Source organism: Marinobacter sp. UBA2498, from assembly GCF_002341575.1.
GTDB classification, from domain to species: domain Bacteria; phylum Pseudomonadota; class Gammaproteobacteria; order Pseudomonadales; family Oleiphilaceae; genus Marinobacter; species Marinobacter manganoxydans.
The window spans coordinates 2,870-27,546 of sequence record NZ_DDOI01000081.1 but is presented as its reverse complement, the minus strand read 5'-3'; the positions used below and the strand labels follow the sequence as shown (position 1 = coordinate 27,546).

Sequence of the window (24,677 nt, the reverse complement as noted above, 5' to 3'; positions counted from 1 at the left end):
TTCCTTCAGCCCCATGGCACTGAACATCCCAGCCAGCCCCATCAGGCCCAGAACGATGATGACCGCCACTTCTGAGATCATTGACACGAGGGCGGTGAGGCCGCCGGTAACAAGCAGCAGAACACCGATGACCGTGTTGCTCACCGCCGTGTAATCGGTACGCTTGTTGCCCCCTGCCATGTCCACCAGATAGGTTTTACGCCCCAGCCTGACGCCCGCATGGGCAATGCTCAGTACGAAAAACGCAATCGGGTAAAACCAGACGCTGCCGATTTCCGTCCCGATAAACAGCGCGGTGAAGCCGACGATCAGGCACACACCGCTGGCCATTGCCGCCCCACGGATCATGACTCTCCGACTGGAGGTGTCTGCAGCCCAGCCCCAGAAGCTGGCACTGAGCGAGCTGGCGAGGCTGCTGGCCAGCAGGAAAACGCCCAACATCCAGCCAATGTCGGATTCTTTCTGTGCCAGTACGACCAAATAGGGTGAAGCCAGTGCCGAGCTGAGCAGCAGGGCCCGGGTAATCACGAAGTTCCGGAACGGAACGTCATCCCGGAGCAGGGACAGGCTTCGAAATGCCTCGTTGATGGCATTTCCGCCGCCACCGGTTTCACCGTCGTATTCTTCCACTCCGGCAAACAGCAGGCCGGCGATCACCCAGAGTGCCGCGGCCAGAAGTAATAATACGGTGTAAAAGGCGAGGGTGGGGTCGCCGCGTTCCCAGAACAGCAGCGCGGTCAACACAACGGTGGCGGTGCCGCCAATGGTGGAGGCGAGCCCGCCGAGCCTTCCCCGGCGGGTTTTCGGGATGCATTTGCCCTGTACATCTTTCATGGATACGGAGCAGAATCCACGGGCGAGGGAAAATACAATGAGGGCTGCAATGATCCCGGAACCTGCGGCATACCCCTCGAAAAACCAGATGCTGGCCGCCATGGCCACAACACTGGCGGCCTGTCCGAAGCTTCCAAGAGTCCAGAACCACTTGCGAACAGGTTTGCGGCGGACCCAGGCCGCAATGACCATCTGTGGGACGAGGGAACCGGATTCCCGGATCGGCACCAGCCAGGCCACCAGCGCGGGTGCACCAATGGCGCTCATCAACCAGGCCAATACGGTTTTGGGACTGATCAGCAGGTCGCCCAGTTTGGTCAGGACGTTGCTGGCAAGAATCAGAAAGAAATTGCGCGGCACTTCGCGACAGGCGTCATCGGAGATGTCGGTACAGACCCGTGCATCCTCTTCGTTGGCAATCAGGCCATAAAGTTGTTCGATGGTGTCCTTTCTGCTCTCAGGCAAACCGCTATCCTCCGGAAAATGTGTCGAAAGGATACCAGTGTGGCGCGGTATCCTTAAGTCCGGATTACGGCAACTGCGAGCGATCAGACCAGATGGTGGTCCCAGTGAACGGATAGATCTGCGAGTTCTCTGGCGGGTTTGCCGGCGCCGAGCCGGATAAGTTTTCCCCGTCCGGAGGAAACAAGAAAATCCCCTCCGGCAAGGGTCTGGATGCCCGCGCAATCGGCGATGTGTGCGCGGCTGACCAGCTCACCGGTCTTGCCCCGAAAGATAATGGCCGTTCCACCAATCGGCGAAGCCGCAGCCACGAGGTCGTTTTCCGGATGCGCAACCACGCTGGAGATGTAGTTGGCCAACGCTGTCCGGGTATCCTCATCGAACCGGTATTCCCGCAAAGTTCCCTCTTCAAGACGTGCCAACAAAGGCGGCGTTTCGTAGAGTGGGCCCTGGTGCTGATAGGCCACATACACGCGGCCATCGCCGCTGACGCTGACATGGCGGGCGCTTTGCTGGTGGTGGGGCGGCCTGAAACGGCCAACGATTTTGCCGGAGTGACGATTCATAAGTACCAGGGCTGGATCCATGGTGTCCAGATTCAGTTTCATGCGGTCGTAATCCGGGTGAGTGAGGATGCCTCCGAGACCGATCACCAGGGTTTCGCCGTCGGGGTGCAAGGTCAGCTCATGGGGGCCGATTCCCGCCAGATCAAAGGTTTTTGTCCGCCGATAACCCTTTTCGGCATCGTAGACTGCGATGATCCCCGCGCCCTGATCGTACCGGCTGGCGGTGACGTAGAGGCGTCGGCCATCGGTCGAGAACACACCGTGGCCAACAAAGTGTTCGCCCGGCTCGGCTGAAATATGGTGTTTCCGGGCACCTGTAGTGCTATCGAAAACGTAGAATGACCAACCCGGGCGGCGCTCGAAAAACAGGGTCTCTTGCTGGTGCGGTCGGTTGCAGCCGCTATGGCAGCGGGAATCGACAGGCGCCTGCCACACTATCCGGCCGTTGCGGTTGAATGCGCTGACTCCAAAACTGCCATCCGGGAACCCGACGGCGCCGGCATAGCCATCAGGTTGGACTGACGCTTTTCGGGGCAGCAGGGAACAGCCGGTCAGGCCCACGGCAACGCCGCCGGCAATGGACACCTTGAGAAGGGCTCTCCGGTTCAAAAGCATAGGATCAGGTTCCTCAGTCGCCATCGCTCGAGTTGAAGCCTCGTACTACGCCAAGTGCCACTGCCGCCTGGTCATTCACCAGCGTGGTCAACTGGGAAATATCAACGTAAAGGCTCTGCAGAGCCCGGAACTGGTCTTCTTCTTTCAAAGCCGTTGCCAGGGGTAGGTGGGCTCCGGGAAAGTTCTGCTGAACCTCGTTGAATTGTTTGCGAATGCGGTCTGCCAGGTCGGACGCCCCCTTTGCTTCCAGCGAAATTTCGAGCCCTGGTAAAAAGTACCGGTTCAGGCCGTCGACAGTCGCCGCGACAGTCTGCAGGCTTTTGCCGCTGCGCCAGGCGTCCGCGATGTAAGGATTGCGTTTGTTACTGCCGCGAAGACCCATGGGTTGGGCCAGCCTTCTTTCTTCCAGAATTTCCAGTGTTGCCATACCCGCTCGGATAGTGGTGTCGAAGTACTGCTCGGTCTCCAGATAGTGCGGTCTGAAAGCCTGCCAGCCAGCCATCAATGCGTCACTGTTGCTTTTCAAGTGTCCCGCGACGTTCGTTAGCAGCTCGCAGGTCCGGGCGACTGGGAGTGAAGTTTCCCCGGCATTGAACTCTTGGTCGAACAGCAGATATTCGATCATCGGGAAGCCTTGCACAGCGACACCGGACTGATTGATCACGCTCGGGGTGATCGGTTCGTCGTTTCCGATCAGGTAAGCCGCTTTCCGTGCAATCAGATTCTTCGGATCCGGCCAGAACTGGAACTGCCAGGAAAGGTTGTTGTTTTCGACCGGGCCGAAATCGACTAAGCGCACCTTCTGCCAGGCCAGGAAGGCATTCAGCCAGGCGGCTTCCACGTGTTCCCGGCTTCCCTCGGCTGGATTCTGGCAGTAGTCACGGGCGGATTCAGCCAGCTCTCCCGCTTCTGTGGTCAACGATTGATAGCCGGTCGCAATGCCTTCATACCACTGCTGGCGGGCCTGGATGTTGGCATCGCTTGCCCACGCCAGGGGCGAGGTTAGTGTCAGGATAGATGTGCACAGCAGTCTGGTGATCCCTTGCATGGCTGATCCTCAGAGTGAATTCAGGAAATCGATCAGAGCGGATCGATCTTCGGGCGACATCTGGCGGTATCGGTCGGCGGCCGCCTGAGCCTCGCCACCGTGCCAGAGCACGGCTTCTTCCAGAGTTCGGGCGCGGCCGTCGTGCAGGAACCCGGCTTGCGGATTCACCACTTGGGCCAGGCCAATGCCCCAGAGCGGCGGGGTTCGCCATTCATTGCCATTGGCCAGGAATTCATCGCGGCCGTCGGCCAGGGCAGGACCCATGTCGTGCAGCAACAGATCCGAATAGGGCCAGATAGTCTGATTGCTAAGGTCCGGGCGATCGGCAACCTCGCCGGTCTGATGTCTCGGCGTATGGCAGCCAGCGCAGCCACTTTCGTTGAACAGCCTTGCTCCCTGCCGGACGGATTCAGACTCAATATCTCGACGCGCGGGTATTGCCAGACTCTTGGCGTAGAAGGTCACGAAGTTGGCGACCTTGTCGCTTACTTCCGGTTCACCGCCATGGGTAAACCACTCACAATTCTGCTCGGGCATGCAGTCGGTTTTAGGTTTCAGAGTAGAGGTCAGTCCCATATCTCCGGCGAACGCACCCATGCTTTGCTGGTGGACATCGGGCTCGGCTGCCTTCCAGCCGAATCGACCGGGCACTGTCTGTTCCGTTGCCAGATCCCAGACCTGGTTAAGCTTTCCGGAGATGCCGTTTCCGTCCGCATCATCAGTGTCTTGGAGGGCTTGCAAATCTTCGATGGGGATGGCTTCCAGCAGACCCATTCCGATCATCTGCGGTGCTACCCGGGGCGATACCAGAAGGTCCTCGGGCAGTGGCCCATAATTTGGGTTCTCAATGCGGTACACGGGCTTGCGCAGTTCCACCACCGTCCCATCCGCGAGTGTTTCCTTCACTGGCGTCCATTCGACGATCAAGTCAGCCTCTGGTTTGGCTGCAGGAAGCGCGGCTGTCTGGAGCTGGCTGCCATATACTGGCGCCGGTTTAAAACCGTGTTTGCGCAGAATGTCCGCGTCCAGCTCCGGATCAGCAGGGACTGCCAGTCTCAAAAACAGGGAGACCGGCGGCTCGTCGACACCGGGTGGGTGTCCGCGACCATCCTTGATATGACATCCCTGGCAGGAGTTGGTATTGAACAGCGGGCCCAGGCCGTCACGGGCGTCAGTGCTTGCCGGGGCTTCGACCCAGGGGTTCCGGAAGAAACTGTTGCCGACACTGAAGTCCAGACGTTTGGTCATGGACAGATTGCCCTGGGGAAGCGAGTAGGCATTGGTGTCTGACTGTTGTACGGTGCCCTCACCACCAGAGGCCGGAGATGTCTGGATCGGATAGCCCTCGTGAGTCTGGGCACAAACGTGGGCGCTGGCGATCGCCAGCGCCCCGATTAAGGCAAGCGGTTTCATCATGCTCAGAACGCGTGGCCGGCATCATCGGGAGACAGGGCTTCAATGCCCAGGTCGCGCGCAGCCTGCTCAATGGAACCGGTCTGTGCGACCAGCGCCATGATAGCGCCGTTGACGATACGAGTGCCCTCGGCATTCCCGGGTGCAATCATGGTGTCAAAAGCCATGGGATTTTCGCTGCTCTCCGCGCGGGCCTTCATTAGCGCCAGGGCTTCCATGGAGGCGTCCAGCTGGTTGTTAAGACGGGCGTCCAGCTCTGGGTCGCTCTGCTGAACCAGATCAGACAGGGAAGGGCCGGTCACCAGGCTGCCATCCACGCGACGATAGGTACCCGTGTAGACGTTCTGGATACCCTGGCCGTTGTAGTAGTGCGAATTGTGGGTATTGTCGCTGAAGCAGTCGTGCTCGTCCTCATAGGAGTTGGCTTCCAGAGCAACCTTCATTCGCTCGCCGGCCAGCTCGCCCAGAGACAGTGAACCCATGCCGAACAGCATTTTCTGAACACCCTGATTGGCGTCTGCAGCGGTCAATTGCGCCCGGTAGTTGTCACTGGCGCCCGGCGCCCACTGGGCCACCATCCACTCGAGGTCGGATACCAGAAGGTCTGTTACCGCATCCAGGTATTCGCCACGACGCTCACAATTGCCATTGGTGCAATCAGCGCCCTTCGCGTAATCCGTGACCGGACGCTCACCGGCGCCGCTTTCAAAACCGTGGAGATCCTGACCCCAAAGCAGGAATTCAACCGCGTGGTAGCCGGTAGCAACGTTGGCTTCAGAGCCGCCAACTTCGTTCAGATCTGCGAGCAGTGCAGGGGAAAGAGATGCCACATTCAGTGTCTCACCACCCACATTGATCCTGTTGCTTGCGATGATGTTTGCGGTGGCACCGGCGTTGCCCAGCTCGTGCTGGTACCCGTCTGCCTTCACATAATCGATCAGGCCTTCATCAAGCGGCCAGGCGTTCAGCTGGCCTTCCCAGTCATCGACAATAGCATTGCCGAACCGGAACACTTCTGTTTGCTGATAAGGAACCCTAGCTGCCAGCCAGGCTTCTTTTGCGGTCGCCAGATTGGCTTCGGTCGGATTGGCGATCAAGCGGTCAGTTGCTTCGTCCAGCGCGCGGGCGGTGATCAGGGCATCTTCGTAGTTGGCATGAGCCAGATCGGCGTAGTGATCGACCACTGAGTCTTTGGTTGCTGGCTGATAGTCCTTGGTGGACCAGGGATGATTAGCGCAGCCTGCAGTGAGCAGAGCGGTTACTGTCAATGCCAGGGGTGCTGGACGAAACATGGGCGTCATTCCTTTTCCCAAGTTCTGTTAATAGTAGTAATAATGAGAAATATTCGCGTTAAATATTATGAGTTCCGTTTTATCGAAACGCAAGCGGGAAACGGACTCGATCGATCAGGTTTGACGATTGTGCTCTTGCCCCGGGCAACCGTGATCGGGCTTAATGGCCCCGTCACCAGGGAGCTATTCTTGTATGTTGAGTTATTTGCACGCCTTCCACGCCGGCAATTTCGCCGATGTCCAGAAACATGGAGCCCTGGCACTGGTCCAGACCATGATGCGGGCGAAGGCCTCCGGTATTGCCTGTTTCGATACCCATGCCGGCAGTGCCATATACGACCTGCGAAGTGAGCGGGCCCGCAAGACTGGAGAAGCCGACCACGGAGTTCAGAGACTTTGGGGCGCCAGAGATCGGTTGCTGTCCGGGGACTGGAAGCCGTTTCTGGACGTGCTGAAAGGATTCAATGCCGGCGGTGGTGAACTGTCCGTTTACCCCGGTTCTCCTGCGTGGTTTCAGCATTTTCTACGGGATGGAGATGCGCTGACGCTGTTTGAACTGCATCCATCTGAGGGCGAGCAACTGGCGGAATGGGCTTCCGAGGCTCCGATTCGGGTGCTCAGACAGGACGGCCTGGCAGGTCTGCTAAGACAGTTGCCTCCCAGACAGCCGCGCCTGCTGACGCTGATTGATCCCTCTTACGAGGTCAAAACCGACTACATTGAAGTGGCGCAAACTTTGGGGAAAGCATGGCATAAGTGCCGTCATGGCATTTTTCTTGTCTGGTACCCGATACTGACCAGTGGCCTGCAGGAACAGTTGAAAGATGCGGTCAGGGGCACTGATGCGCGCAAGATACTCTGCAGTGAGGTGCATCTGAATAATCCGCCGGAGCGAGGTATGGTCGGATCGGGCATGCTGGTGGTAAACCCACCCTGGGGTTTTGACTCCCGGTTTGCCGCAATGATGAGCGATGTTGCCGGGTCGGACGTTTTGAATTTGTCTCACGATATTGGTTGGCTGGTTCCTGAGTAATTGAAAGGACGGCAAGCAAGGGAGCAACGAGGTTGAAGGATAAGCCAGTAAACAAGGCAGGATCCGTGTGGATGCCCGGCGGCCTGATTCCGGTTGAGCAGTGGAAAGTGCCTGAAACGTCCGTGAGACGTTCACTCAAAGATGCGTTGCGCCATGCCCTGGCCCAGATTCGGGCGGGCGTGGTTGCAGAAAAGGAAGTGTTTGAAAGCCTCGATAACCTTCCGGAACTTTCAGCCGCCCGGCTTGAATCCTTTGCACCGCGGCCAGATCCAAGCGTGCTGGCGGAAGTGCTATCAAGGGCCCTTGAAGAGCTTGGGCTAAACCATGATTCCGGCAAGAGAGTTGCGTTACTGGTGGCTCCACCGTTCTCGGGTATTCGTTCTGCCCTTGAGTGTTTTCCCGAGTTTGAATTGCAGCAAGAGGGCGAGGCGGGCCGGTGGTCGCTGATCCTGCCACCCGAGAATCTGCTTCTTGATGAACAGGGCGCCAGGGAGTGGTGGGACACGCAGGATCTTTCCAGGCCGTGGGTGATTCCGGAACTGGCTGATTTCTGGCTGCGCCATCTGTCCGGACTGGCTCTGGTTCGGGAATTACTCCGTCGGGTTGCCGCGGGAGGCACTGCTCCTGGTGCTATTGGTTGCTCGAGCTGGTGTTGGCAATTCTGGTCCTCTTACTTCAGGGATGCGCACTTTTCGCCGATGACACCTTCGCCGATGGCAGCAGTCGAACTTGGTGAATGGTTCGAATCCCTTGCTGCCGGTGATAGTGATTACTCAATCACGGCCCGAATGGCAGACGATGGCCTTTGGGTATTGCCGATGACGGAAGGAAATGACGGGAAAAAGCGCAAACACAGTGGCTTTCTCCGGGATCTCGCCTCAGTAGCAAGAGGTAATCCCGGTGTTGCGCTGGCCATATGGCGACGCGCGCTGAGAGCCCGCCCTGAAGAAGAGGCGGGCACGGAGGAATCCGGCCCGGGTTCTTCAGACGGCGGTTCAGTCACCCGGGCCTGGGTTATCCCTTTTGATCAACTGGGTTTGCCAGCGGTCCCCCAGAGCCAGGGCGACAACATTGGCCTGCTATTGCACGCCCTGCTGTTGCACGATGGACTGGACGCCTCTCATCTGCAGTTGGTAACAGGGGTCGCGGAACATGAGGCAGGGTTTGTGCTGGCACGTCTGGCCCGCGCGGATCTGATTGAGCAGCAGTCATCTGGTGGTCGCTGGCAAGTCACCGCTCAGGGATACCCCTCGATTCGTCGGCATTTGCAGAGCTGGGGATTTCCGGTCGACACTTTCTAGGAGATGAGTGATGGGTGATCTTGGCATTCGGGAGGCGTTTTCAGCGATCACGTCGGAAGCGTTGCTGGAATCGTTGATGGTTGTGCTGCTGGCGACGGGCCTGATCATCGTAATACAGAAGCTGTTTCCGAGAATCGCAGTGAAACTCGGGGGCAAGCCCCGGTTTTATATCCTGGCGTCGGTGCCCTTGCTGCGATTGATCATTATCGTGGTGACCATCATCGTTGTGGTTCCGATCCTGGTGGAACCTTCGTTCGAGAACATGGTTGCCATTTTCGGAGCCCTGGGACTGGCTCTCGGGTTTGCCTTCAAGGATTACGCGAACAGCCTGATTGCCGGAATCGTAACCCTCTACGAAATGCCGTATCGGCCCGGCGACTGGATCGAGGTGGACGGGCAGTACGGAGAGGTCCGTTCGATTGGCACCAGAGCCGCGGAACTTGTTACGCCGGATGATACCGTGGTGGTGATACCCCACGGCAAACTCTGGGCGTCCCTCATTGCCAACGCCAACAACGGAACGGATAACCTGATGTGCGTGGCGGAGTTCAACCTTGAACCCCACCATGACGTCAGCCGGGTTATGGCGCTCTTGCGGGATGTGGCCTACACCTGTCCTCTTACCCGCACGTTCCGGCCTGTCGTGGTGGTGGTCTCCAACAAACCCTGGGGCATGTGTTATCGGCTGAAGGCATACCCGATCGAGTTGAAGGATCAGTTCCGGTTTATTTCCGAGCTCACTGCAAAGGGCGCAAGTGCGTTGGCTTCAGAGGGCGTCAGGTTTGTCTCAGTCCCCGTCACCGGAAACCCCTGAGCTTTGCTTGCGGGTTTCCGTTTGCTCAATCAATTGATTCAACCTGCCGAGAATACGCTGCCCGCTTTCACCGGTGCGCTCGAGGTAAATGTCACGCACCGGCATGCTGGCTTCCCGAAACGCCTCGCGTTCTGAATCGGTCAGGCGGACCACTTTCATGTGGCCCCCTTCCAGCATCTGCTCGAGCCGGGTCTGATTTAGCTCCTCCTGAGTCTCCCAGGCGATCTGCGCGACGTCCTTGAGTCCGTTGTCGAGCCATTGTTGCTGGTTTTCGGGCAAGGCGTCGTACCACTCAAGATTCGAGACCACTGAAGCGACGAACTGGGCCGGTCGCGCCAGGGTCATGGTGGTCTGCACTTCGTAGAAATCCATTTCCTCGATGGCGAAAACCGGATTGCTCTGGCCATCGATCTTGCGCAGCTGCAGGTCACTGTATACCTGGGAATAGGGGATCTGGCTGGGCTCGGCACCATAGGCCCGGAAGGTTTCTTCCGCCATGTCGGAGGTCATGGTTCGGATTCGCTGTCCGGTGAAGTCTTCCGGCGACCGCAGCGCCTTGTTAGCTGTCCAGGCCATCCAGCCTTCAGGCACGAAACCCAGCAGTTTCATGTTCTGGTTGGCATAGGGTGATTCAAACAATTCGAGCAATTCTGCACTGGCCAGAATCTCTCGTGTAACGTCGGCGTCGTCCGGAAGAACATAGTGCAGCGTGAAGAGACCGACTTCGGGGATGGTGTTGGCAAGATGCCCGGGGGAGGCGAACGCCAGGCTTATGGAACCATTGCGAACCAGTTCAGTAAGCTGTGCCGAGGTTCCCAGAGAACCGTAGGGAAAAATATCGATTTCAATCCTGCCGTCGGAACGCTCCTCAATCCGTTCCTTCAACGCTTCGGCATAAGCATGCTGAACGCTACCCTCGATCTCCTCAAGGGCAAAACGCCAGGTAACCGGGTAATCGGGGGGTTCCGGGACATCGGCGGTCTCGTCCTCACCGCTGGTCTGGCTGTCTGAACAACCGGTCAGTGCAATGGCCAATGCCAGGCTCAATGGCCAGAACCTGAAACGGACGGTGGGCATAACGGGAACTCCAGTTTTCTCGATCCTTGGTTGATATTGCCATACAAGGTAACACAAGAATGCGCACTGCCGTGGGTTACGGGGTTGGATTGAATTACACTGTCGACCCAGACGATCAAGTGCATATAGGAGACAGTTCATGGAGTTTCAGTGTTGGGCAGGAGGCCGGGAATGACAAACCAGAAGCAGGCGATGCTCTATGGCCTTGGCACGGTGCTGTTGTGGTCTACCGTGGCAACCGCGTTCAAGCTCTCGCTCAGAGAGCTCGCGCCCGTTCAGATGCTGCTGATTGCGTGCAGTGCGTCGGTGGTTGTGATGGCCGTCATCCTGATGCTTCAGGGGCGCTGGCACCTGGTGTTCTCGCTCAGTCGCAAACAGTATGCCCAGTCTTTTGGCATGGGGCTGATCAATCCCTGTCTGTACTATTTCCTGTTGTTCGGTGCCTTTGACCGACTGCCCGCCCAGGAAGCGCAACCGCTGAACTACACCTGGGCTCTGGTGCTGGCCTATATGTCGGTACCCTTTCTGGGGCACCGGCTACGCAAACTGGATATTGTCGCGGGCCTGATCTGTTATGCCGGGGTCGTGGTGATTGCCACCCGCGGGGCTGTCACTTCGCTGAGCTTCGAGGATCCACTTGGCGTTTCTCTCGCCCTCGGAAGCACAGTGGTCTGGGCGTCCTACTGGATTATCGCCACACGGGATACCCGGGATCCGGTGGTTGGCCTGTTCCTGAATTTCCTGTGTGGATTGCCGGTGATTCTGCTCATTTGCTGGTGGACAGAGGGGCTCAGTTTTGCCCCGGGCACGTCGCTGGTTGCAGCGCTCTATGTAGGCGTGTTCGAGATGGGTATCGCTTTCGTGCTCTGGTCCTATGCCATGAAAAAAGCGGAGAATACTTCGAAAGTCAGCAACCTGATTTTTATCTCTCCGTTCCTTTCGCTGGTGTTCATCTACTTTATTCTGGGCGAGCATATCCTGCCCTCCACATACATTGGCCTGGTTCTGATCATGATGGGGCTATGGATTCAGCAGAAAAAAGTGAAGGATCGGGAAGAGGCCCTGAACCTTGGCTGACTGGTTTGTCTACATGGTTCGAACCGCCAGAGGTTCGCTCTATACCGGCATAACCACTGACGTTGAGCGGCGGTTCAATGAACATCAGGGAGGCGCTCCCCGGGGCGCGCGTAGTCTGAGGGGGAAGGGGCCACTGGAACTGGTGTTCAGCGCGCCAGCCGGAGACAGAAGCCGGGCTTCACGGTTGGAGTGGCGCATCAAACAATGGCCCCGGCCCAGGAAAGAGGCCCTGGCCCGGGGCGAGCTCAGTCTGCCAGATGACGTTTGATGTGTTCGCCTGCGGTTTCCAGCGCGGCAGTGGCTCGATCCAGCTGACCACTGTGTACCTGGAAAACGTGCCAAAGACTGTTATAGACCTCAAGGCGGGTTTCCACATCGTTCCGGCTTGCGGCCTCGGCGAGCCGTTCGGCGTCGTTCAGCAGGATTTCCTGGCTGCCTACCTGGATCAACAGGGGTGGCAGGCCGCTTAAATCCCCGAAGATCGGCGAGATCAACGGGTTGGTAAGGGGTTCCTTTCCGGCGTAAAGCCTGGCGGCCTTGCTGGTCCAGCTGGCCTGAAGTACCGGCTCAATTTCCGGCGCATAAAGCTGCTCCTGGGTGAGGTCTATCCAGGGTGAAAACGCCGTCAGCGATGCCGGAAGCTGCAGGCCCTTATCGCGCAGTCGCATCGCCAGGGCAACAGAGAGCCCCCCGCCAGCGGAATCGCCGGCGACGGCAATCTGGTCCGGTTTCAGGCCAGCCTCCAGAAGCCCGTTCCAGCAGGCTTCGGCATCATCCAGCGCAGCGGGAAACGGAAACTCGGGCGCCAGCCGGTAATCCGGCGTAACGATGGCGCAGCCGGTTGTTTTCGCCAGATGCCCGGTTATGCCACGGTGGGTACTCGAGGACCCGATGATGTAGCCTCCGCCGTGGAGATAGAGAACGGCGCCCCGGGGATCATTGCCGAAGGTTGTCCGGGTTGCTGGCACTCCCCCAATGGTTATGTTCTCGAATTTCGCGCCTCTCGGTGGTGTCGAACTCCGATAAGCCTGGCGAACAATGCGTCGCTGAAGTGGCACCGGTACCGCCGGGTTGAGAACCGGTCTGACCAGCCGGTTCATGGTCTGGCGCAACGCACTCTCTAAAACGTGTTGCAACATCTGTGTCTTTCCCCTGCTATGGGTTAGGCCCGCTATAGGTTAGGATTGAAACCCCGAAATAGATAACTCATTCATGACAGGCGTTTAACTCTACGTGTACTGGAAAACGGATACCATAGAAATACCGGATTGGGACAGGCACTCGCTCCTGGACAGACTCGAACCCTTCGACCCGACCCGCTCGCGTGATCTTAGTGATGAAATGGTGGCCTATTGTCGTTTTTATGGGCTGGATCTCTGGGTGGAACATCCGGACGTTGCTTATCATCAGGGTTACGTCAAAGCCTGCGGTCATGAAGTCATGGTGCATTATTTCCGATTGCCGGACCAGTCAACAGAGCGTGGCACGGTGTTCATTCTGCACGGCTATTTCGACCACGTCGGGTTGTACAGTCAGTTGATCGATCGGTGCCTGGGAGCCGGGTTTGATGTGCTGGCCTACGATCAGCCCGGCCATGGCCTTTCCAGCGGCACGCCCGCAGCCATTGGCAGTTTTCTTGAGTATCAGGGCGTTCTGTCAGACGTGATGGCTCAGGTCAGGGACAAGTTGCGTCAGCCCTGGTTCGCGGTTGGGCAGAGCACCGGTGGAGCGATCCTGATTGATTATCTGTTGTCCAACCATCACAGCCAGCAAACCTCCGACTTCCGGAAAGTGGTGCTTCTGGCGCCCCTGGTGAGGCCGGCCGGCTGGTTGGGCGCAAAAATACTGCATAGCATGGTGAAGCCGTTTATTTCCCGCTGGCGCAGGGTATTTGCAGAGAACAGTGGCAACGGTCGTTTCCTCAGGTTCTTGCGGGAGTACGACCCGCTTCAGGCGAGGGCAGTGCATGTCGACTGGGTGAGTGCACTCCGAAAATGGGTCCCCCATATTGAATCTGCGCGGCCGGTCGACTTTCCGGTGACCGTCGTGCAAGGTGAGAAGGATCTGACAGTCGACTGGCAACACAATTTGCGTATTATCCGGAATAAATTTTCCTCGGTTGAGGAACGGAAAATCCCTGACGGACGTCATCATCTTGTGAACGAAGCTCAGGATTTGCAGGCAACCGTATTCAATACCATTATTGATACATTCACGAACTCGGCGGAAAAGACCCGTTAAACCGGGTTGGCTGAAGAAACCAGGCACAGGAGAAAGCTGTGAAGAAGATGATTCTTGTATTTATGGTGGCAACTTTCGGTCTCGGCGGTTGTATGACCTACGACCCCTACACCGGTGAAGAGAAAACTTCGAATGCGACCAAGGGAAGCATCATCGGCGCTATTGGCGGTGCGGCTATCGGTGCGGCAACCTCCAGCAAGAGTGACCGCGGAAAAGGTGCCCTGATTGGTGCGGCCAGCGGCGCGGCCATTGGCGGTGGCGTTGGTTACTACATGGACAAACAGGAAGCCGAGCTGCGTCGCAAGCTGGAGGGCACTGGTGTTCGCGTGGTGCGCAACGGCGATGAGATTGAACTGGTGATGCCAGGCAATATCACCTTTGATCTGAATGAATCGAGCATCAAGCCGTCATTCAGCGGAACACTGGAATCCGTGGCTCTGGTACTGAAGGAGTATGACAAGACCATCATCCAGATTGAGGGGCATACCGACAGCTCCGGCTCTGACAGCTACAACCAGCTGCTCAGTGAGCGTCGCGCCTCATCCGTGCGTGACTTCCTCCTGAACCAGGGTATTGAGCCGAAGCGTACCCGTGCTGTTGGCTACGGCGAACGCTACCCGGTTGCCTCAAATGATACCGCGGCCGGCCGTGAGCAGAACCGTCGTGTTGAGCTGACGCTGGTGCCCATGCAGTAAGCAGGGCGTTCGCAGCCATAAAAAAACCGGAGCACAGGCTCCGGTTTTTTTATATCTGGCCGTTAATCAGAACAGTACGCGGCAGCGAATGGTCCCTTTCACTTTGAGCAGCTTTTCCTGCGCCAGTTCGCCGTACTCTTTGTTCACGTCGACGACAACATAGCCGATGTCTTCCTTGGTCTGCAGATACTGGCCGCAAACGTTGATGCCATTCTCTGAAAACACCTGGTTGATCTCTGACATCACGCCGGGAACGTTCTCGTGGATATGCAGCAGACGGTGCTGATTGGGGTGTGACGGCAGAGCGACTTCCGGGAAGTTCACGGAAGAAACCGACGTGCCGTTGTCGCTGTACATGGCCAGTTTTTCTGCCACTTCCCGACCGATGTTTGCCTGGGCTTCGATGGTGGAGCCGCCAACATGCGGGGTCAGGATGACATTGTCGAACTCCCGCAGCGGAGAGACAAATTCCTCGTCGTTGGATTTGGGCTCAACCGGGAATACGTCAATGGCAGCACCCAGCAGTTTACCGCTGCCCAGAGCATCGGCCAGGGCGTCGATGTCCACCACGGTGCCGCGGGAGGCATTCATGAGAATGCTGCCGGGTTTCATCTGGGCGAACTGCTCGGCCTTGAACATGTACTTGGTGGCCGGGGTTTCCGGTACGTGCAGGCTGACCACATCGGCAATGTTGAGCAGCTCCTGGAGCGTACCTACCTGGGTGGCGTTGCCGATCGACAGTTTTGAGACGACATCGTAGAAGTACACATCCATGCCCAGGCCCTCGGCCAGGACGCTGAACTGGGTGCCGATGTTGCCGTAGCCGATAATGCCCAGTTTTTTGCCACGGATTTCATAGCTGTCCTTGGCGGATTTCAGCCACTCGCCGCGATGGGCCTTGGCGTTTTTCTCCGGGACACCGCGCAGGAGCAGAATGGCCTGGGCGAGAACGAGTTCCGCGACGCTCCGGGTGTTGGAGAAAGGCGCATTGAAAACGGCAATACCGCGCCGGGTGGCCGCCTGCAGATCCACCTGGTTGGTGCCAATACAGAAGCAACCCACAGCCACCAGCTTCTTGGCGGCCTCAAATACTTTCTCGGTCAGCTGGGTGCGGGAACGGATGCCGACGAAGTGCGCATCGGCAATCTTCTCGATCAGCTCTTCCTCGGCCAGCGAGTGAGACAGGTACTCAATGTTGGTATAGCCCGCAGCATTCAGCGTATCAATGGCAGATTGATGCACGCCTTCCAGCAGCAGGATACGGATTTTGCTCTTCTCAAGAGACGTATTTGACATGGGCTTGCTTCCGAACCTTTCGTCACGTGAAATGACCCGTGGCCAGTGATCGTCAGGGCTGGCTCACAGAACAGGGGCGGTATGATACCATAAACAAAGATTTTCACAGCGCGCCGGTTTGCCTGAATCAACTGTCTGTGATTCCTGTTGCAGGATGCTCCGGCCCAAACCTGACGAGACCGAAAAATTCATGAATTCTGAACAGATCATTGCTTCTCTCAAAGACCTGATGGCCACCGGCGACGCGCCCGGCAAGGTGCTGACCGACCCGGCAGATCTGGATACCTACGGCAAGGACTGGACCAAGATCTACCCGCCCAAGCCCCTGGCGATCGCGTTGCCCAAGACCACCGAGCAGGTGCAGGCGCTGGTGAAGTTCGCCAACGAGAATCAGGTGGCACTGGTGCCCTCTGGCGGCCGGACAGGTCTGAGTGGCGGTGCTGTGGCCGCCAATGGTGAGGTGGTTGTGGCGTTCGACAACATGAACCAGATTCTGGACTTCAATGCCAGCGACAGGACGGTTCGGTGTCAGGCCGGTGTTGTGACCGAGCAGTTGCAGAATTGTGCTGAAGACAACGGTCTTTACTATCCGGTTGATTTTGCCTCCGCCGGTTCCAGCCAGCTCGGTGGCAACCTCTCCACCAACGCCGGCGGTATCAAGGTAATTCGCTATGGTATGAGCCGGGACTGGGTTGCCGGCCTCAAGGTCGTGACCGGCAAGGGCGATATTCTGGATCTGAACAAGGATCTGGAGAAGAACAACACGGGTTACGATCTGCGTCATCTGTTTATCGGCGCTGAGGGCACACTGGGCTTTATTACCGAAGCCACCATGAAATTGTCCCGGAAGCCGGATAACCTGACGGTGCTGGTGCTGGGTCTGAATGACCTGACCAACACCATGGATGTGCTGCAGACTTTTCAGAAAAAGATTGATCTCACCGCCTACGAGTTTTTCTCCCATCAAGCCATGGGACACGTGCTGGCCCACGGTCAGGTTCAGGCGCCGTTTGAAACCGAGGCGCCGTATTATGCGCTGCTGGAGTTCGAATCTGTCTCCGATCAGGTGATGGACGATGCCATGGCTCTGTTTGAACAATGCGTGGAGAACGGTTGGGTGCTGGATGGCGTGATCAGCCAGAGCGAAACCCAGGCCCAGAACCTCTGGCAACTGCGCGAGCGCATTTCCGAGTCCATCGCGCCCCGCACGCCCTACAAGAATGATATTTCCGTGGTCGTATCCAAGGTGCCGGGCTTTCTGCAGGAAATTGATGCCGTGGTCACCGAGCACTATCCGGATTTCGAGATTATCTGGTTCGGTCACATCGGCGATGGCAACCTGCACCTGAATATCCTTAAGCCAGAGGACATGGCCAACGAGGATTTCTTCGAGAAGTGCCAACAGGTCAACAAATGGGTGTTCGAGATTGTCGAGCGCTACCAGGGCAGCGTGTCTGCCGAGCACGGCGTGGGTATGACCAAGAAGCCGTATCTGCAGTACACCCGTAGCGAGGCAGAAATCGCTTACCTGAGGGGAATCAAGCAGGTATTCGATCCCAACGGAATCATGAACCCGGGCAAGATTTTCGACTGATGCAGGATCATATCGTAGTGCTGACAGGCGCGGGCATAAGCGCCGAAAGCGGTCTCTCCACCTTCCGGGACAACGGTGGGTTGTGGGAGCAGCACAGCGTCTACGATGTGGCTACGCCCGAGGCGTTTGCGCGCAATCAGGAGCTGGTGCTGCGGTTCTACAATGACCGACGCCGCCAGCTCGCCTCCGCCCAGCCGAACCGGGCCCATCAGCTGCTGGCGGAGCTTGAGCAGCGCTACCGGGTCACCGTGGTCACCCAGAACGTGGACGATCTTCACGAACGGGGTGGCGCGAGCAACGTCATTCACCTTCACGGAGAGCTTACCAAGGCGCGCAGTTCAAAATATCCGGAGCTGGTTTATGACATCGGTTATCGTGATATTAACCCTGGCGACACCTGCGACCGTGGCGCCCAGCTTCGTCCTCATATTGTCTGGTTTGGCGAGGAAGTGCCCATGCTGGACAAGGCTGCCGAAGTTGTCCGCACGGCCGATCACCTGCTGATCGTGGGAACGTCTCTGCAGGTATACCCGGCTGCAGGACTGGTTTACGAAGTGGACAAAAATGTCCCCATCACCGTGATTGACCCGGGCGAGCCGGCGTCAGTGTCACGGGCCCGGTTTATTCGCAAGGGTGCCGTCGAGGGTGTTGCCGAGTGGGTTGCCCATTACCTGTAGGGTTCAGGCTTTCAGGTACCTTTCCAGTTCTTCCCTGAACGCGGCCTGAACACCCAGCCGCTTCAGCATCCAGTAATGACCGGCAATCATCCGGTCGACAAAGATGCTTTCCACCGGCGGCTTGAAGTAGTCGAGGTATTTGAACACGGTGCTGGTTTTCTCGGCCACGCGCTTGTGGATGTCGGCTTCTGCGAAGTTATAGGGCACCTCCCGATCCTCAAAGGGCACCACCAGAATGTCCCGCCACATAGCGTAGTAGGCTTCATCCACGGCTGGCTGGCTTCCGACACGCGCGCCCAGGTCAATCAGATGACGGTCAAGCGCTTGGTAGTCTTCCTCGAGGGCAGAAACCAGGGCGTTGCGGTAGGCGGCGATGATTTCCGGTTTCAGCTTCTTTACGCAGCCGAAGTCGTACATGACGATGGAGCCATCAGGCCGGTAGGCGAAGTTGCCGGCGTGGGGATCGCCATGGATGCACTGGAAACGGAAAAGCTGGTCCGCCATGAGCATGAAGATCCGGTGACCTATCAGGTTGATGGTGTCCTGGTCGTACCGGTCTCTCGTAACCTTGCTGACGTGATCTCCCTCAACCAGTTCCATCGTCAGGACACGTCGGGTTGAGTGGCTCTTCGCCACGGAAGGGATGAGCACCCAGGGCTGATCCTTGTGAAACTCCCGAAAGAGTTCGATATTTCGTGCTTCGTTCTCGTAATCCAGTTCTTCTTTCAGTCGCTCCCGGATTTCGGCGAACAGCCGGTCGACCGACTCCTTGGGCATTTTCAGCAGGCCGCCCAATCTCAGTGCCATGCGCAGTTGTTTGAGATCTGAATCGCAGGATTCGTCCACGCCGGGGTACTGGATTTTCACAATGACATCGGTGCCATCGTGGAGTCTGGCGCGATGCACCTGGCCGATGGAAGCCGCAGCGTAGGGTGTCTCCTGCAGGTACTCGAAAAGCTCGGAGACCGGTTTGCCCAGTTCCGATTCGATCTGCCCCACGATGACTTCAAAAGGCATGGGCGGGGCTTCTTTCTGAAGCTTCTCGAGCGCGTCCGAGAATTCCTTGGGCAGAAAGTCCTGGGTCTGGGAAGCGATTTGCCCGACTTTCATGACCGCCCCTTTCAGCTCGCCCAGGGTATCGGCGATCTGGTCGGCCATGCGTGTGTAGCTTTCGCTCTGCGCGCCCTCGTCATTTTCTGAGCGGAACAGGCGGCGCGCACGCTGGCCGGCATATTGCCCTGCCACAGAGGCAGTCATGCCAGCGAGTTTGAAGAAGCGACCACGTCGGGAGGTTACCGGTTTCTTTGCCATAAACAGATGTACGCCTTTGACCGGATTTGGGTTTAGCCGGCCCTGCACGTTAAACCACTTTGGTCTCCACGAACAGCAGGTCTTCCAGTTCAAGCGACAGGGTCTGGCCAGAAACCAGCGGGCCCACGCCTTTTGGTGTTCCTGTCAGCACCACATCGCCGGGCAGCAGAGTGAACTGGCTGCTGATGTGAGCGATCAGGGGAATAATGGGGTTGAGCATATCGCCGGTATCGCCGGTTTGCTGGCGGTTGCCATCAATGTCCATTGTGAAGTGAATGGGGGCATCGGGAAACTTATCGGCCGCGACAAACGGCGAAAGCGGACAGGCACCATCGAACCCCTTCGCTCTTTCCCATGGCTGGCCCTTTTCTTTGAGTTTGCCCTGGAGATCCCGCAGAGTCAGGTCCAGTGCCAGACCGTAGCCCAGTATCGCGGATTTGGCTTCGCTGGCTGAAGCCCGGGTCAAGGGTCGACCGATCAGAACCGCCAGTTCGGTCTCGAAGTGAACCGCCCCCTGGTCTCTTGGAAAATCCAGGGGACGGGTGATATGCACCGCCGAGGTTGCGGGTTTGATGAACAGCAGCGGTTCATCCGGCACCGGGTTATTGAGCTCCCGGGCATGCTCGGCGTAGTTGCGACCAATGCAGACGATCTTTCCCAGTGGCAGATGGACGGGTGTGCCATCCTTCCAGTGGTGTTGGTAATCCGGCATGGTCGCCTCCTGATTGCTGTTGATTATTCCCCTTCAAACGAGCAAACAGTATAAACCTGAAGGCCTTCGTCCTGCAGCTTGCGGGAGCCGCCGAGATCGGGCAGATCAATCATGGCTGCCACTTCCACAATTTCCGCGCCAATCCTGCGGATCAGACGGGTCGCGGCGAGCATCGTGCCGCCAGTGGCAATCAGATCATCTACCAGAACCACGTTGTCGCCCGGCTTGAACGCGTCCTTGTGCAGCTCAACGGAGGCAGTACCGTATTCAAGCTCGTAGTCCTCCACCAGCGTATCGAACGGCAGCTTGCCTTTCTTGCGGACCAGTACCAGGGAGGCGTTGAGCTCATAGGCCAGTGCCGAGCCAATGATAAAGCCGCGCGCATCCACCGCTGCCACGGCATCAATCTTGTGGCCGTGGTAGCGGTGTACGAAGGCATCAATCAGTTTACGGAAGGCAGTCTTGTCCTGCAGTACCGTGGTTATATCGCGAAAGGCCACGCCCGGCTTTGGCCAGTCCGGGACCGTGCGAATGGCCTTTTTGATGCTTTCAGAAAAATAATCCATAAACGTTCCGGTTAATGCCCTGGAAGTGGATCAGGCCGCATCCAGGAAAATGAATTTCAGAACAAACACAACCGCAATGATAACAACACTGGCGTTCAGATCTGCCCAGCGGCCACTGAGTGCCTTCAGAATGGCGTAGGTGATGAATCCCAGGGCGATGCCGTTGGCAATGGAGAAGGTCAAAGGCATCATCAGGGCGGTGACAACAGCCGGGGCTGCATCAGTGACATCCTCCCAATCAATCAGTTTGAGGCCGCTGGCCATCAGAACCGCCACGTAAAGCAGTGCCGGTGCGGTGGCGTAGGCAGGGATGATGCTGGCGATCGGTGACAGCAGCAAACAAGCAAGAAACAGCGCGGCAACCACGACAGCGGTCAGGCCGGTTCGGCCGCCGGCGGAGATGCCCGCGGTGGATTCGATGTAGCTGGTGGTGGTTGAGGTGCCGAGGGCGGCACCGGACATGGTCGCAACCGAGTCCGACATCAGGGCCCGGCCGAGGCGCGGCAGTTTGCCGTCCTTGTCGAGGAGACCACCGCGCTGTGCGGCGCCGATCAGGGTGCCGGATGTATCAAACAGATCGACGAACAGAAACGCAAAGATCACGCTGATCATGCCGATATTCAGGGCGCCCGCCAGGTCCAGCTGCATGAACGTCGGCGCTATGCTCGGGGGTGCTGAAACCAGACCGTTGTACTCCACCATTCCCAGTGCCATGGCTACGCCGGTAACCGCAATAATACCAATCATGACGGCGCCGGTTACCTGGCGGAAGGACAGTGCGCAAATCAGCACGAAGCCGCCGAAAAACAGCAGGCTCTCTGCCACTTTCACTTCACCCAGCCCCACAAGCGTGGCGGGGTGATCCACAACAATGCCGGCATTCTTCAGGGCGATCAGGGCCAGGAAGAAGCCAATGCCCGCGGAGATGCCGAAGCGCAGGGACATGGGAATGCTGTTGATGATCCATTCCCGCACCTTGAAGATGCTCAGCAGGAAGAACAGGAAGCCGGAAATGAACACCGCTCCGAGCGCTATCTGCCAGCTGTAGCCCATGCTGCCGACGACCGTGAAGGAGAAAAAGGCGTTGAGCCCCATGCCTGGTGCCATGGCGATCGGGTAATTGGCCCATAGCCCCATGATCAGGGTGCCGATCACGGCTGCAAGACAGGTAGCAACAAAGACAGCCCCGAAATCCATGCCGGTCGATGACAGGATGCTCGGGTTGACCACGATGATGTACGCCATGGTCAGGAAGGTGGTAATGCCCGCAACCACTTCTTTACGAACAGTGGTGCCGTGGGCCTGGAGTTGGAACAGTCGTTCAAGCATGACGGGTGTCTGCCTCACAGGATGCTGAAAGTTTGTGTTTGGGGGTCTGGTCTGGACGGAATTCTTGAATTGCGTGAAAAAACGGCAATATTACCGGCTCAGCCTCCTGAGGCCAAGGGATGATTGACAGTTCGTCAAAGCGAATGTGGCGTTAGTTGCTGTGAGAGTCACGCTGGAGCCGGATATCGAAGCGGACCGCCAACATCCGCACGATGACGATAAAAAGCAGGCCAATGGTCAGCGGCAGGACCTCGTTGTCGAGGAACCACTGGCAGACAAAGTACAGCCAGCATCCGGCAAATGAAATCGAGGCGTAGATCTGGTCTTTGCGAAAAATATAGGGGACCTCGTTACAGAGGGTATCCCGCAGGGCGCCGCCAAAGGTGCCCGTCATCACTCCCAGCAGGGAAGCGACAAACCAGGAATGTCCCAGATCCAGGGCCAGTTGGGCGCCAAGGATGGAAAAAACGCCGAGTCCGATGGCGTCGGGGAACACAATTCTTGACTCCCGCAGCCGCTCAGCCTTTTTCCAATAACTGAAGACAACCGCCATGGCCAGAATCAGCATCGGTTGCTCTTCGTGCTTGATCCAGTAAAGAGGGTGGTTGTCCATGATCAGGTCGCGCAGGGTGCCACCCCCGAGTGCCGTGATGAAGCCGATGGTAAATACGCCCACAGGATCCATATTTTTGGAGCGCGCCACGATCATGCCGGAAATCGCAAACGCGACGATTCCAACCATTTCAAGCACGTAGATGATGTCGATCATGGCGAGCCCCGAGATAGGCCAGGAGTGGCCGGATGCCTAAAGTCAAAGCGCGCAGGATAGCGAAAAAGCGGATGGCTTTCACCTGAGGCCAGATAGGTGTCAGGAAGCGCGGGCCTCCGGACTGTGATCCATAGCGACAGTTCTGAACGTATCTTGCATTCAACTTACCCGTATCCTGTTGTACGGAGTTGCTATGTCCCTGATGCGCCTGGCCTATGCCAGTGAAGCCACGTTTGAAGCCAAACCGGTGGAAAAGGGTGTTGAACCCCACGTTGCACGAATTCTGATGACCTCCCGTAAGAACAATGCCAAAGACCAGTTGGTCGGTGGCCTCTACTACGGAAACGACCGGTTTTTCCAGTATCTGGAAGGTGAAGAGGACGCCGTCCGTCGCACGTATGACAGGATCCTGAAGGATGACCGCCACCGCAACATCGTCACCTTGATAGAAGAGCCCCTCAAGAGCCGAACGTTCAGTAACTGGTCCATGAAATACGTGCCGCTTTCGAGGGACGTTCGGGCATTTCTGGATGATCAGGGACTTGAATCCTTTGATCCGGCCGCGTTCACCTCTGAACAGTGTGAGAAAATGATCGAGCTCGTTCGCAACTCCAGCCAGGAACAGAATCTGTCTACCCGTGATGATCCTAAATCTGTCGGCGACGCGCCTCAGGTGCTGTCCTCAGGAATGAAAACTGGCCTGATTGTGGCCGGGGTGGTTTTGGTTGGCGCTCTCGTGATCGGCGGGACCATGCTCTGAATGGACTCGCTCTGAGAAATAAGCGCCGCTTATGCGCTTAGATAAAAGAACTTTATTTGCTTCATGTTAAGACTCTGTTTAGCTTGACGGATAACAATCACAGGCGCCTGTCGCCTGGAATCCGATCAAACAAAAACGGAGCACTCATGAAAGCCATCCTCTGCAAGGAATATGGTCCGGCCGAGAAGCTGGTCATCGAAGAAGTTCCCAGCCCCGAAGTGAAAGGCCGCGGTGTCAAAGTGCGCGTTAAAGCCGCCGGCCTGAATTTTCCGGACACCCTCATCATCGAGAACAAATATCAGTTGAAGCCAAGCCTGCCTTTTTCCCCGGGTGGCGAAATGGCGGGTGAGGTTATCGAGGTTGGCGACAAGGTAACCCGCTTCAAGGTAGGCGACCGTGTTGCTGGGCTGACAGGTTATGGCGCCTTTGCCGAAGAAGTCATCGTGCCGGAGCAGAATCTTCTCCCCGTCCCCGATGGCATGTCCGACGAGAAGGCTGCGGCCTTCACCATGGTTTATGGGACTTCCTATTATGCCCTCAAGCAGCGCGGCAACCTTCAGCCTGGCGAATCGCTTCTGGTTCTGGGCGCCAGCGGTGGCGTGGGCCTGGCAACGGTTGAGCTCGGCAAGGCCATGGGCGCAAAGGTTATTGCAGCCGCCAGTTCGGCGGAAAAGCTAGCGGTTGCCAAGGAAGCTGGCGCCGATGAGCTTATCAATTATGCCGAAGAGCCTCTTAAAGACGCGGTGAAGAAGCTTACTCACAGCAAAGGCGTGGATGTCATCTACGACCCCGTAGGCGGTGACTTCACCGAACAGGCTCTCCGCGCCATGGCCTGGAATGGCCGCCACCTGATCATCGGCTTCGCGGCCGGCGAGATTCCGAAAATCCCGGCAAATTTGACTCTTCTGAAAGGTTGTTCCGTTGTTGGCGTATTCTGGGGCAGTTTCACTCAACGCGAGCCGGAAGCCAGCGCCCAGAACATGATGGAGCTGATGAAGCTCTATGCCGAGGGCAAGATTGATCCGAAGATCAGTGCCGTCTATGACTTCGAGGATTACGCCTCTGCCCTTGGAGCCCTTACTGAACGCAAAGCGACTGGCAAGGTTGTGCTTAAAGTCGGCTCCTGAGTTTTATCGAAGCCTGAAAGCTTTGGGAGGTTGCCGGTTGGAAGCACCTCCCAAAAACCGCTACGAGC

General features: G+C 57.4%; 24 protein-coding genes. 11 read left to right on the top strand and 13 right to left on the bottom strand.

Features of this window, described 5'->3' with window-relative positions:
• The 5 genes from B2W52_RS11120 to B2W52_RS11100 form a co-directional block, all read right to left on the bottom strand.
• Positions 1 to 1,299: MFS transporter (locus tag B2W52_RS11120; protein WP_286803050.1), on the bottom strand; the 1,299-nt coding region annotated here is incomplete at its 3' end.
• Positions 1,300 to 1,382: 83 nt separating this feature from the next.
• Positions 1,383 to 2,477, bottom strand: a complete 1,095-nt coding sequence (locus B2W52_RS11115) for a DUF1513 domain-containing protein (RefSeq protein WP_053112748.1) — start codon at positions 2,475 to 2,477, stop codon at positions 1,383 to 1,385.
• Between the two features lie 13 nt (positions 2,478 to 2,490).
• Positions 2,491 to 3,525 carry an imelysin family protein gene (locus tag B2W52_RS11110; RefSeq protein ID WP_104269881.1) on the bottom strand — a complete coding sequence of 345 codons (1,035 nt, stop codon included), beginning with the start codon at positions 3,523 to 3,525 and terminating at the stop codon, positions 2,491 to 2,493.
• A gap of 9 nt (positions 3,526 to 3,534) precedes the next feature.
• Positions 3,535 to 4,941, bottom strand: a complete 1,407-nt coding sequence (locus B2W52_RS11105; protein ID WP_008174020.1) for a di-heme oxidoreductase family protein — start codon at positions 4,939 to 4,941, stop codon at positions 3,535 to 3,537.
• A gap of 2 nt (positions 4,942 to 4,943) precedes the next feature.
• Entirely contained in the window at positions 4,944 to 6,230 is a 1,287-nt protein-coding gene (locus tag B2W52_RS11100; RefSeq protein WP_008174023.1) for an imelysin family protein, read from the bottom strand.
• A gap of 193 nt (positions 6,231 to 6,423) precedes the next feature.
• On the opposite strand from B2W52_RS11100, the gene B2W52_RS11095 reads away from it, so the two are divergent.
• The 3 genes from B2W52_RS11095 to B2W52_RS11085 are packed head-to-tail and all read left to right on the top strand — an operon-like array spanning position 6,424 to position 9,378.
• Positions 6,424 to 7,263: a 23S rRNA (adenine(2030)-N(6))-methyltransferase RlmJ gene (locus tag B2W52_RS11095; RefSeq protein ID WP_092031045.1), complete on the top strand. Its 840-nt coding sequence runs from the start codon at positions 6,424 to 6,426 to the stop codon at positions 7,261 to 7,263.
• Positions 7,264 to 7,295: 32 nt separating this feature from the next.
• Positions 7,296 to 8,564, top strand: a complete 1,269-nt coding sequence (locus tag B2W52_RS11090) for a hypothetical protein (RefSeq protein WP_227497830.1) — start codon at positions 7,296 to 7,298, stop codon at positions 8,562 to 8,564.
• A gap of 10 nt (positions 8,565 to 8,574) precedes the next feature.
• The gene (locus B2W52_RS11085; RefSeq protein ID WP_008174028.1) at positions 8,575 to 9,378 is read left to right on the top strand and encodes a mechanosensitive ion channel family protein; all 804 of its coding nucleotides are present in this window, start codon (positions 8,575 to 8,577) and stop codon (positions 9,376 to 9,378) included.
• Here the strand turns inward: B2W52_RS11085 and B2W52_RS11080 are convergent.
• Positions 9,352 to 10,455 (bottom strand): TRAP transporter substrate-binding protein, encoded by a 1,104-nt coding sequence (locus B2W52_RS11080; protein WP_008174031.1) that lies wholly within the window; start codon positions 10,453 to 10,455, stop codon positions 9,352 to 9,354. The genes B2W52_RS11085 and B2W52_RS11080 overlap by 27 nt on opposite strands.
• Before the next feature lie 171 nt (positions 10,456 to 10,626).
• Here B2W52_RS11080 and B2W52_RS11075 point away from each other — a divergent pair, with 171 nt between their 5' ends.
• Positions 10,627 to 11,532, top strand: coding sequence for a DMT family transporter (locus B2W52_RS11075; RefSeq protein ID WP_053112741.1), 906 nt, complete (start codon positions 10,627 to 10,629; stop codon positions 11,530 to 11,532).
• A gap of 13 nt (positions 11,533 to 11,545) precedes the next feature.
• Positions 11,546 to 11,800 (top strand): GIY-YIG nuclease family protein, encoded by a 255-nt coding sequence (locus tag B2W52_RS11070; RefSeq protein WP_014577843.1) that lies wholly within the window; start codon positions 11,546 to 11,548, stop codon positions 11,798 to 11,800.
• Here B2W52_RS11070 and B2W52_RS11065 read toward each other — a convergent pair.
• Positions 11,778 to 12,671, bottom strand: a complete 894-nt coding sequence (locus tag B2W52_RS11065; protein WP_092031043.1) for an alpha/beta hydrolase — start codon at positions 12,669 to 12,671, stop codon at positions 11,778 to 11,780. The genes B2W52_RS11070 and B2W52_RS11065 overlap by 23 nt on opposite strands.
• Positions 12,672 to 12,765: 94 nt before the next feature.
• On the opposite strand from B2W52_RS11065, the gene B2W52_RS11060 reads away from it, so the two are divergent.
• A complete protein-coding gene (locus B2W52_RS11060) occupies positions 12,766 to 13,773 on the top strand; it encodes an alpha/beta hydrolase (protein ID WP_008174039.1) in 1,008 nt (335 codons plus the stop codon).
• A gap of 38 nt (positions 13,774 to 13,811) precedes the next feature.
• Positions 13,812 to 14,468 (top strand): YiaD family glycine zipper/OmpA-like lipoprotein, encoded by a 657-nt coding sequence (locus B2W52_RS11055; protein ID WP_008174041.1) that lies wholly within the window; start codon positions 13,812 to 13,814, stop codon positions 14,466 to 14,468.
• Positions 14,469 to 14,534: 66 nt separating this feature from the next.
• Here B2W52_RS11055 and serA read toward each other — a convergent pair whose 3' ends face one another.
• The gene (gene serA / locus B2W52_RS11050; protein ID WP_008174043.1) at positions 14,535 to 15,764 is read right to left on the bottom strand and encodes a phosphoglycerate dehydrogenase; all 1,230 of its coding nucleotides are present in this window, start codon (positions 15,762 to 15,764) and stop codon (positions 14,535 to 14,537) included.
• Between the two features lie 190 nt (positions 15,765 to 15,954).
• On the opposite strand from serA, the gene B2W52_RS11045 reads away from it, so the two are divergent.
• Positions 15,955 to 17,358: an FAD-binding oxidoreductase gene (locus tag B2W52_RS11045; RefSeq protein ID WP_092031069.1), complete on the top strand. Its 1,404-nt coding sequence runs from the start codon at positions 15,955 to 15,957 to the stop codon at positions 17,356 to 17,358.
• Complete coding sequence (locus B2W52_RS11040; protein ID WP_104269885.1) at positions 17,358 to 18,035, top strand: SIR2 family NAD-dependent protein deacylase; 678 nt, start codon at positions 17,358 to 17,360, stop codon at positions 18,033 to 18,035. Before B2W52_RS11045 ends, B2W52_RS11040 begins: the two co-directional genes overlap by 1 nt.
• A gap of 3 nt (positions 18,036 to 18,038) precedes the next feature.
• Here B2W52_RS11040 and B2W52_RS11035 read toward each other — a convergent pair whose 3' ends face one another.
• The 5 genes from B2W52_RS11035 to B2W52_RS11015 form a co-directional block, all read right to left on the bottom strand.
• Positions 18,039 to 19,346 carry an ABC1 kinase family protein gene (locus B2W52_RS11035; RefSeq protein ID WP_104270129.1) on the bottom strand — a complete coding sequence of 436 codons (1,308 nt, stop codon included), beginning with the start codon at positions 19,344 to 19,346 and terminating at the stop codon, positions 18,039 to 18,041.
• 49 nt (positions 19,347 to 19,395) lie between these two features.
• Positions 19,396 to 20,058, bottom strand: coding sequence for a fumarylacetoacetate hydrolase family protein (locus tag B2W52_RS11030; RefSeq protein ID WP_008174051.1), 663 nt, complete (start codon positions 20,056 to 20,058; stop codon positions 19,396 to 19,398).
• Between the two features lie 23 nt (positions 20,059 to 20,081).
• On the bottom strand, positions 20,082 to 20,624 hold the full coding sequence (locus B2W52_RS11025) for an adenine phosphoribosyltransferase (RefSeq protein WP_008174054.1): 543 nt from the start codon (positions 20,622 to 20,624) through the stop codon (positions 20,082 to 20,084).
• Positions 20,625 to 20,654: 30 nt separating this feature from the next.
• Positions 20,655 to 21,953 carry an NCS2 family permease gene (locus B2W52_RS11020; protein WP_008174056.1) on the bottom strand — a complete coding sequence of 433 codons (1,299 nt, stop codon included), beginning with the start codon at positions 21,951 to 21,953 and terminating at the stop codon, positions 20,655 to 20,657.
• 151 nt (positions 21,954 to 22,104) lie between these two features.
• Positions 22,105 to 22,722, bottom strand: coding sequence for a trimeric intracellular cation channel family protein (locus B2W52_RS11015; protein ID WP_008174057.1), 618 nt, complete (start codon positions 22,720 to 22,722; stop codon positions 22,105 to 22,107).
• A gap of 193 nt (positions 22,723 to 22,915) precedes the next feature.
• On the opposite strand from B2W52_RS11015, the gene B2W52_RS11010 reads away from it, so the two are divergent.
• Together B2W52_RS11010 and B2W52_RS11005 are read left to right on the top strand one after the other, a co-directional pair.
• Complete coding sequence (locus B2W52_RS11010; RefSeq protein WP_008174059.1) at positions 22,916 to 23,482, top strand: BLUF domain-containing protein; 567 nt, start codon at positions 22,916 to 22,918, stop codon at positions 23,480 to 23,482.
• Positions 23,483 to 23,628: 146 nt separating this feature from the next.
• Complete coding sequence (locus B2W52_RS11005; RefSeq protein WP_008174060.1) at positions 23,629 to 24,609, top strand: NADPH:quinone oxidoreductase family protein; 981 nt, start codon at positions 23,629 to 23,631, stop codon at positions 24,607 to 24,609.
• Positions 24,610 to 24,677 lie beyond the last annotated feature (68 nt).

Excerpts from the sequence above, each read along its gene's own strand:
- B2W52_RS11115 (WP_053112748.1), bottom strand. The coding sequence starts at position 2,477 with ATGCTTTTGAACCGGAGAGCCCTTCTCAAGGTGTCCATTGCCGGCGGC.
- B2W52_RS11110 (WP_104269881.1), bottom strand. The coding sequence starts at position 3,525 with ATGCAAGGGATCACCAGACTGCTGTGCACATCTATCCTGACACTAACC.
- B2W52_RS11105 (WP_008174020.1), bottom strand. The coding sequence starts at position 4,941 with ATGATGAAACCGCTTGCCTTAATCGGGGCGCTGGCGATCGCCAGCGCC.
- B2W52_RS11100 (WP_008174023.1), bottom strand. The coding sequence starts at position 6,230 with ATGTTTCGTCCAGCACCCCTGGCATTGACAGTAACCGCTCTGCTCACT.
- B2W52_RS11095 (WP_092031045.1), top strand. The coding sequence starts at position 6,424 with ATGTTGAGTTATTTGCACGCCTTCCACGCCGGCAATTTCGCCGATGTC.
- B2W52_RS11085 (WP_008174028.1), top strand. The coding sequence starts at position 8,575 with ATGGGTGATCTTGGCATTCGGGAGGCGTTTTCAGCGATCACGTCGGAA.
- B2W52_RS11080 (WP_008174031.1), bottom strand. The coding sequence starts at position 10,455 with ATGCCCACCGTCCGTTTCAGGTTCTGGCCATTGAGCCTGGCATTGGCC.
- B2W52_RS11075 (WP_053112741.1), top strand. The coding sequence starts at position 10,627 with ATGACAAACCAGAAGCAGGCGATGCTCTATGGCCTTGGCACGGTGCTG.
- B2W52_RS11070 (WP_014577843.1), top strand. The coding sequence starts at position 11,546 with ATGGTTCGAACCGCCAGAGGTTCGCTCTATACCGGCATAACCACTGAC.
- B2W52_RS11065 (WP_092031043.1), bottom strand. The coding sequence starts at position 12,671 with ATGTTGCAACACGTTTTAGAGAGTGCGTTGCGCCAGACCATGAACCGG.
- serA (WP_008174043.1), bottom strand. The coding sequence starts at position 15,764 with ATGTCAAATACGTCTCTTGAGAAGAGCAAAATCCGTATCCTGCTGCTG.
- B2W52_RS11045 (WP_092031069.1), top strand. The coding sequence starts at position 15,955 with ATGAATTCTGAACAGATCATTGCTTCTCTCAAAGACCTGATGGCCACC.
- B2W52_RS11040 (WP_104269885.1), top strand. The coding sequence starts at position 17,358 with ATGCAGGATCATATCGTAGTGCTGACAGGCGCGGGCATAAGCGCCGAA.
- B2W52_RS11035 (WP_104270129.1), bottom strand. The coding sequence starts at position 19,346 with ATGGCAAAGAAACCGGTAACCTCCCGACGTGGTCGCTTCTTCAAACTC.
- B2W52_RS11030 (WP_008174051.1), bottom strand. The coding sequence starts at position 20,058 with ATGCCGGATTACCAACACCACTGGAAGGATGGCACACCCGTCCATCTG.
- B2W52_RS11025 (WP_008174054.1), bottom strand. The coding sequence starts at position 20,624 with ATGGATTATTTTTCTGAAAGCATCAAAAAGGCCATTCGCACGGTCCCG.
- B2W52_RS11020 (WP_008174056.1), bottom strand. The coding sequence starts at position 21,953 with ATGCTTGAACGACTGTTCCAACTCCAGGCCCACGGCACCACTGTTCGT.
- B2W52_RS11015 (WP_008174057.1), bottom strand. The coding sequence starts at position 22,722 with ATGATCGACATCATCTACGTGCTTGAAATGGTTGGAATCGTCGCGTTT.
- B2W52_RS11010 (WP_008174059.1), top strand. The coding sequence starts at position 22,916 with ATGTCCCTGATGCGCCTGGCCTATGCCAGTGAAGCCACGTTTGAAGCC.
- B2W52_RS11005 (WP_008174060.1), top strand. The coding sequence starts at position 23,629 with ATGAAAGCCATCCTCTGCAAGGAATATGGTCCGGCCGAGAAGCTGGTC.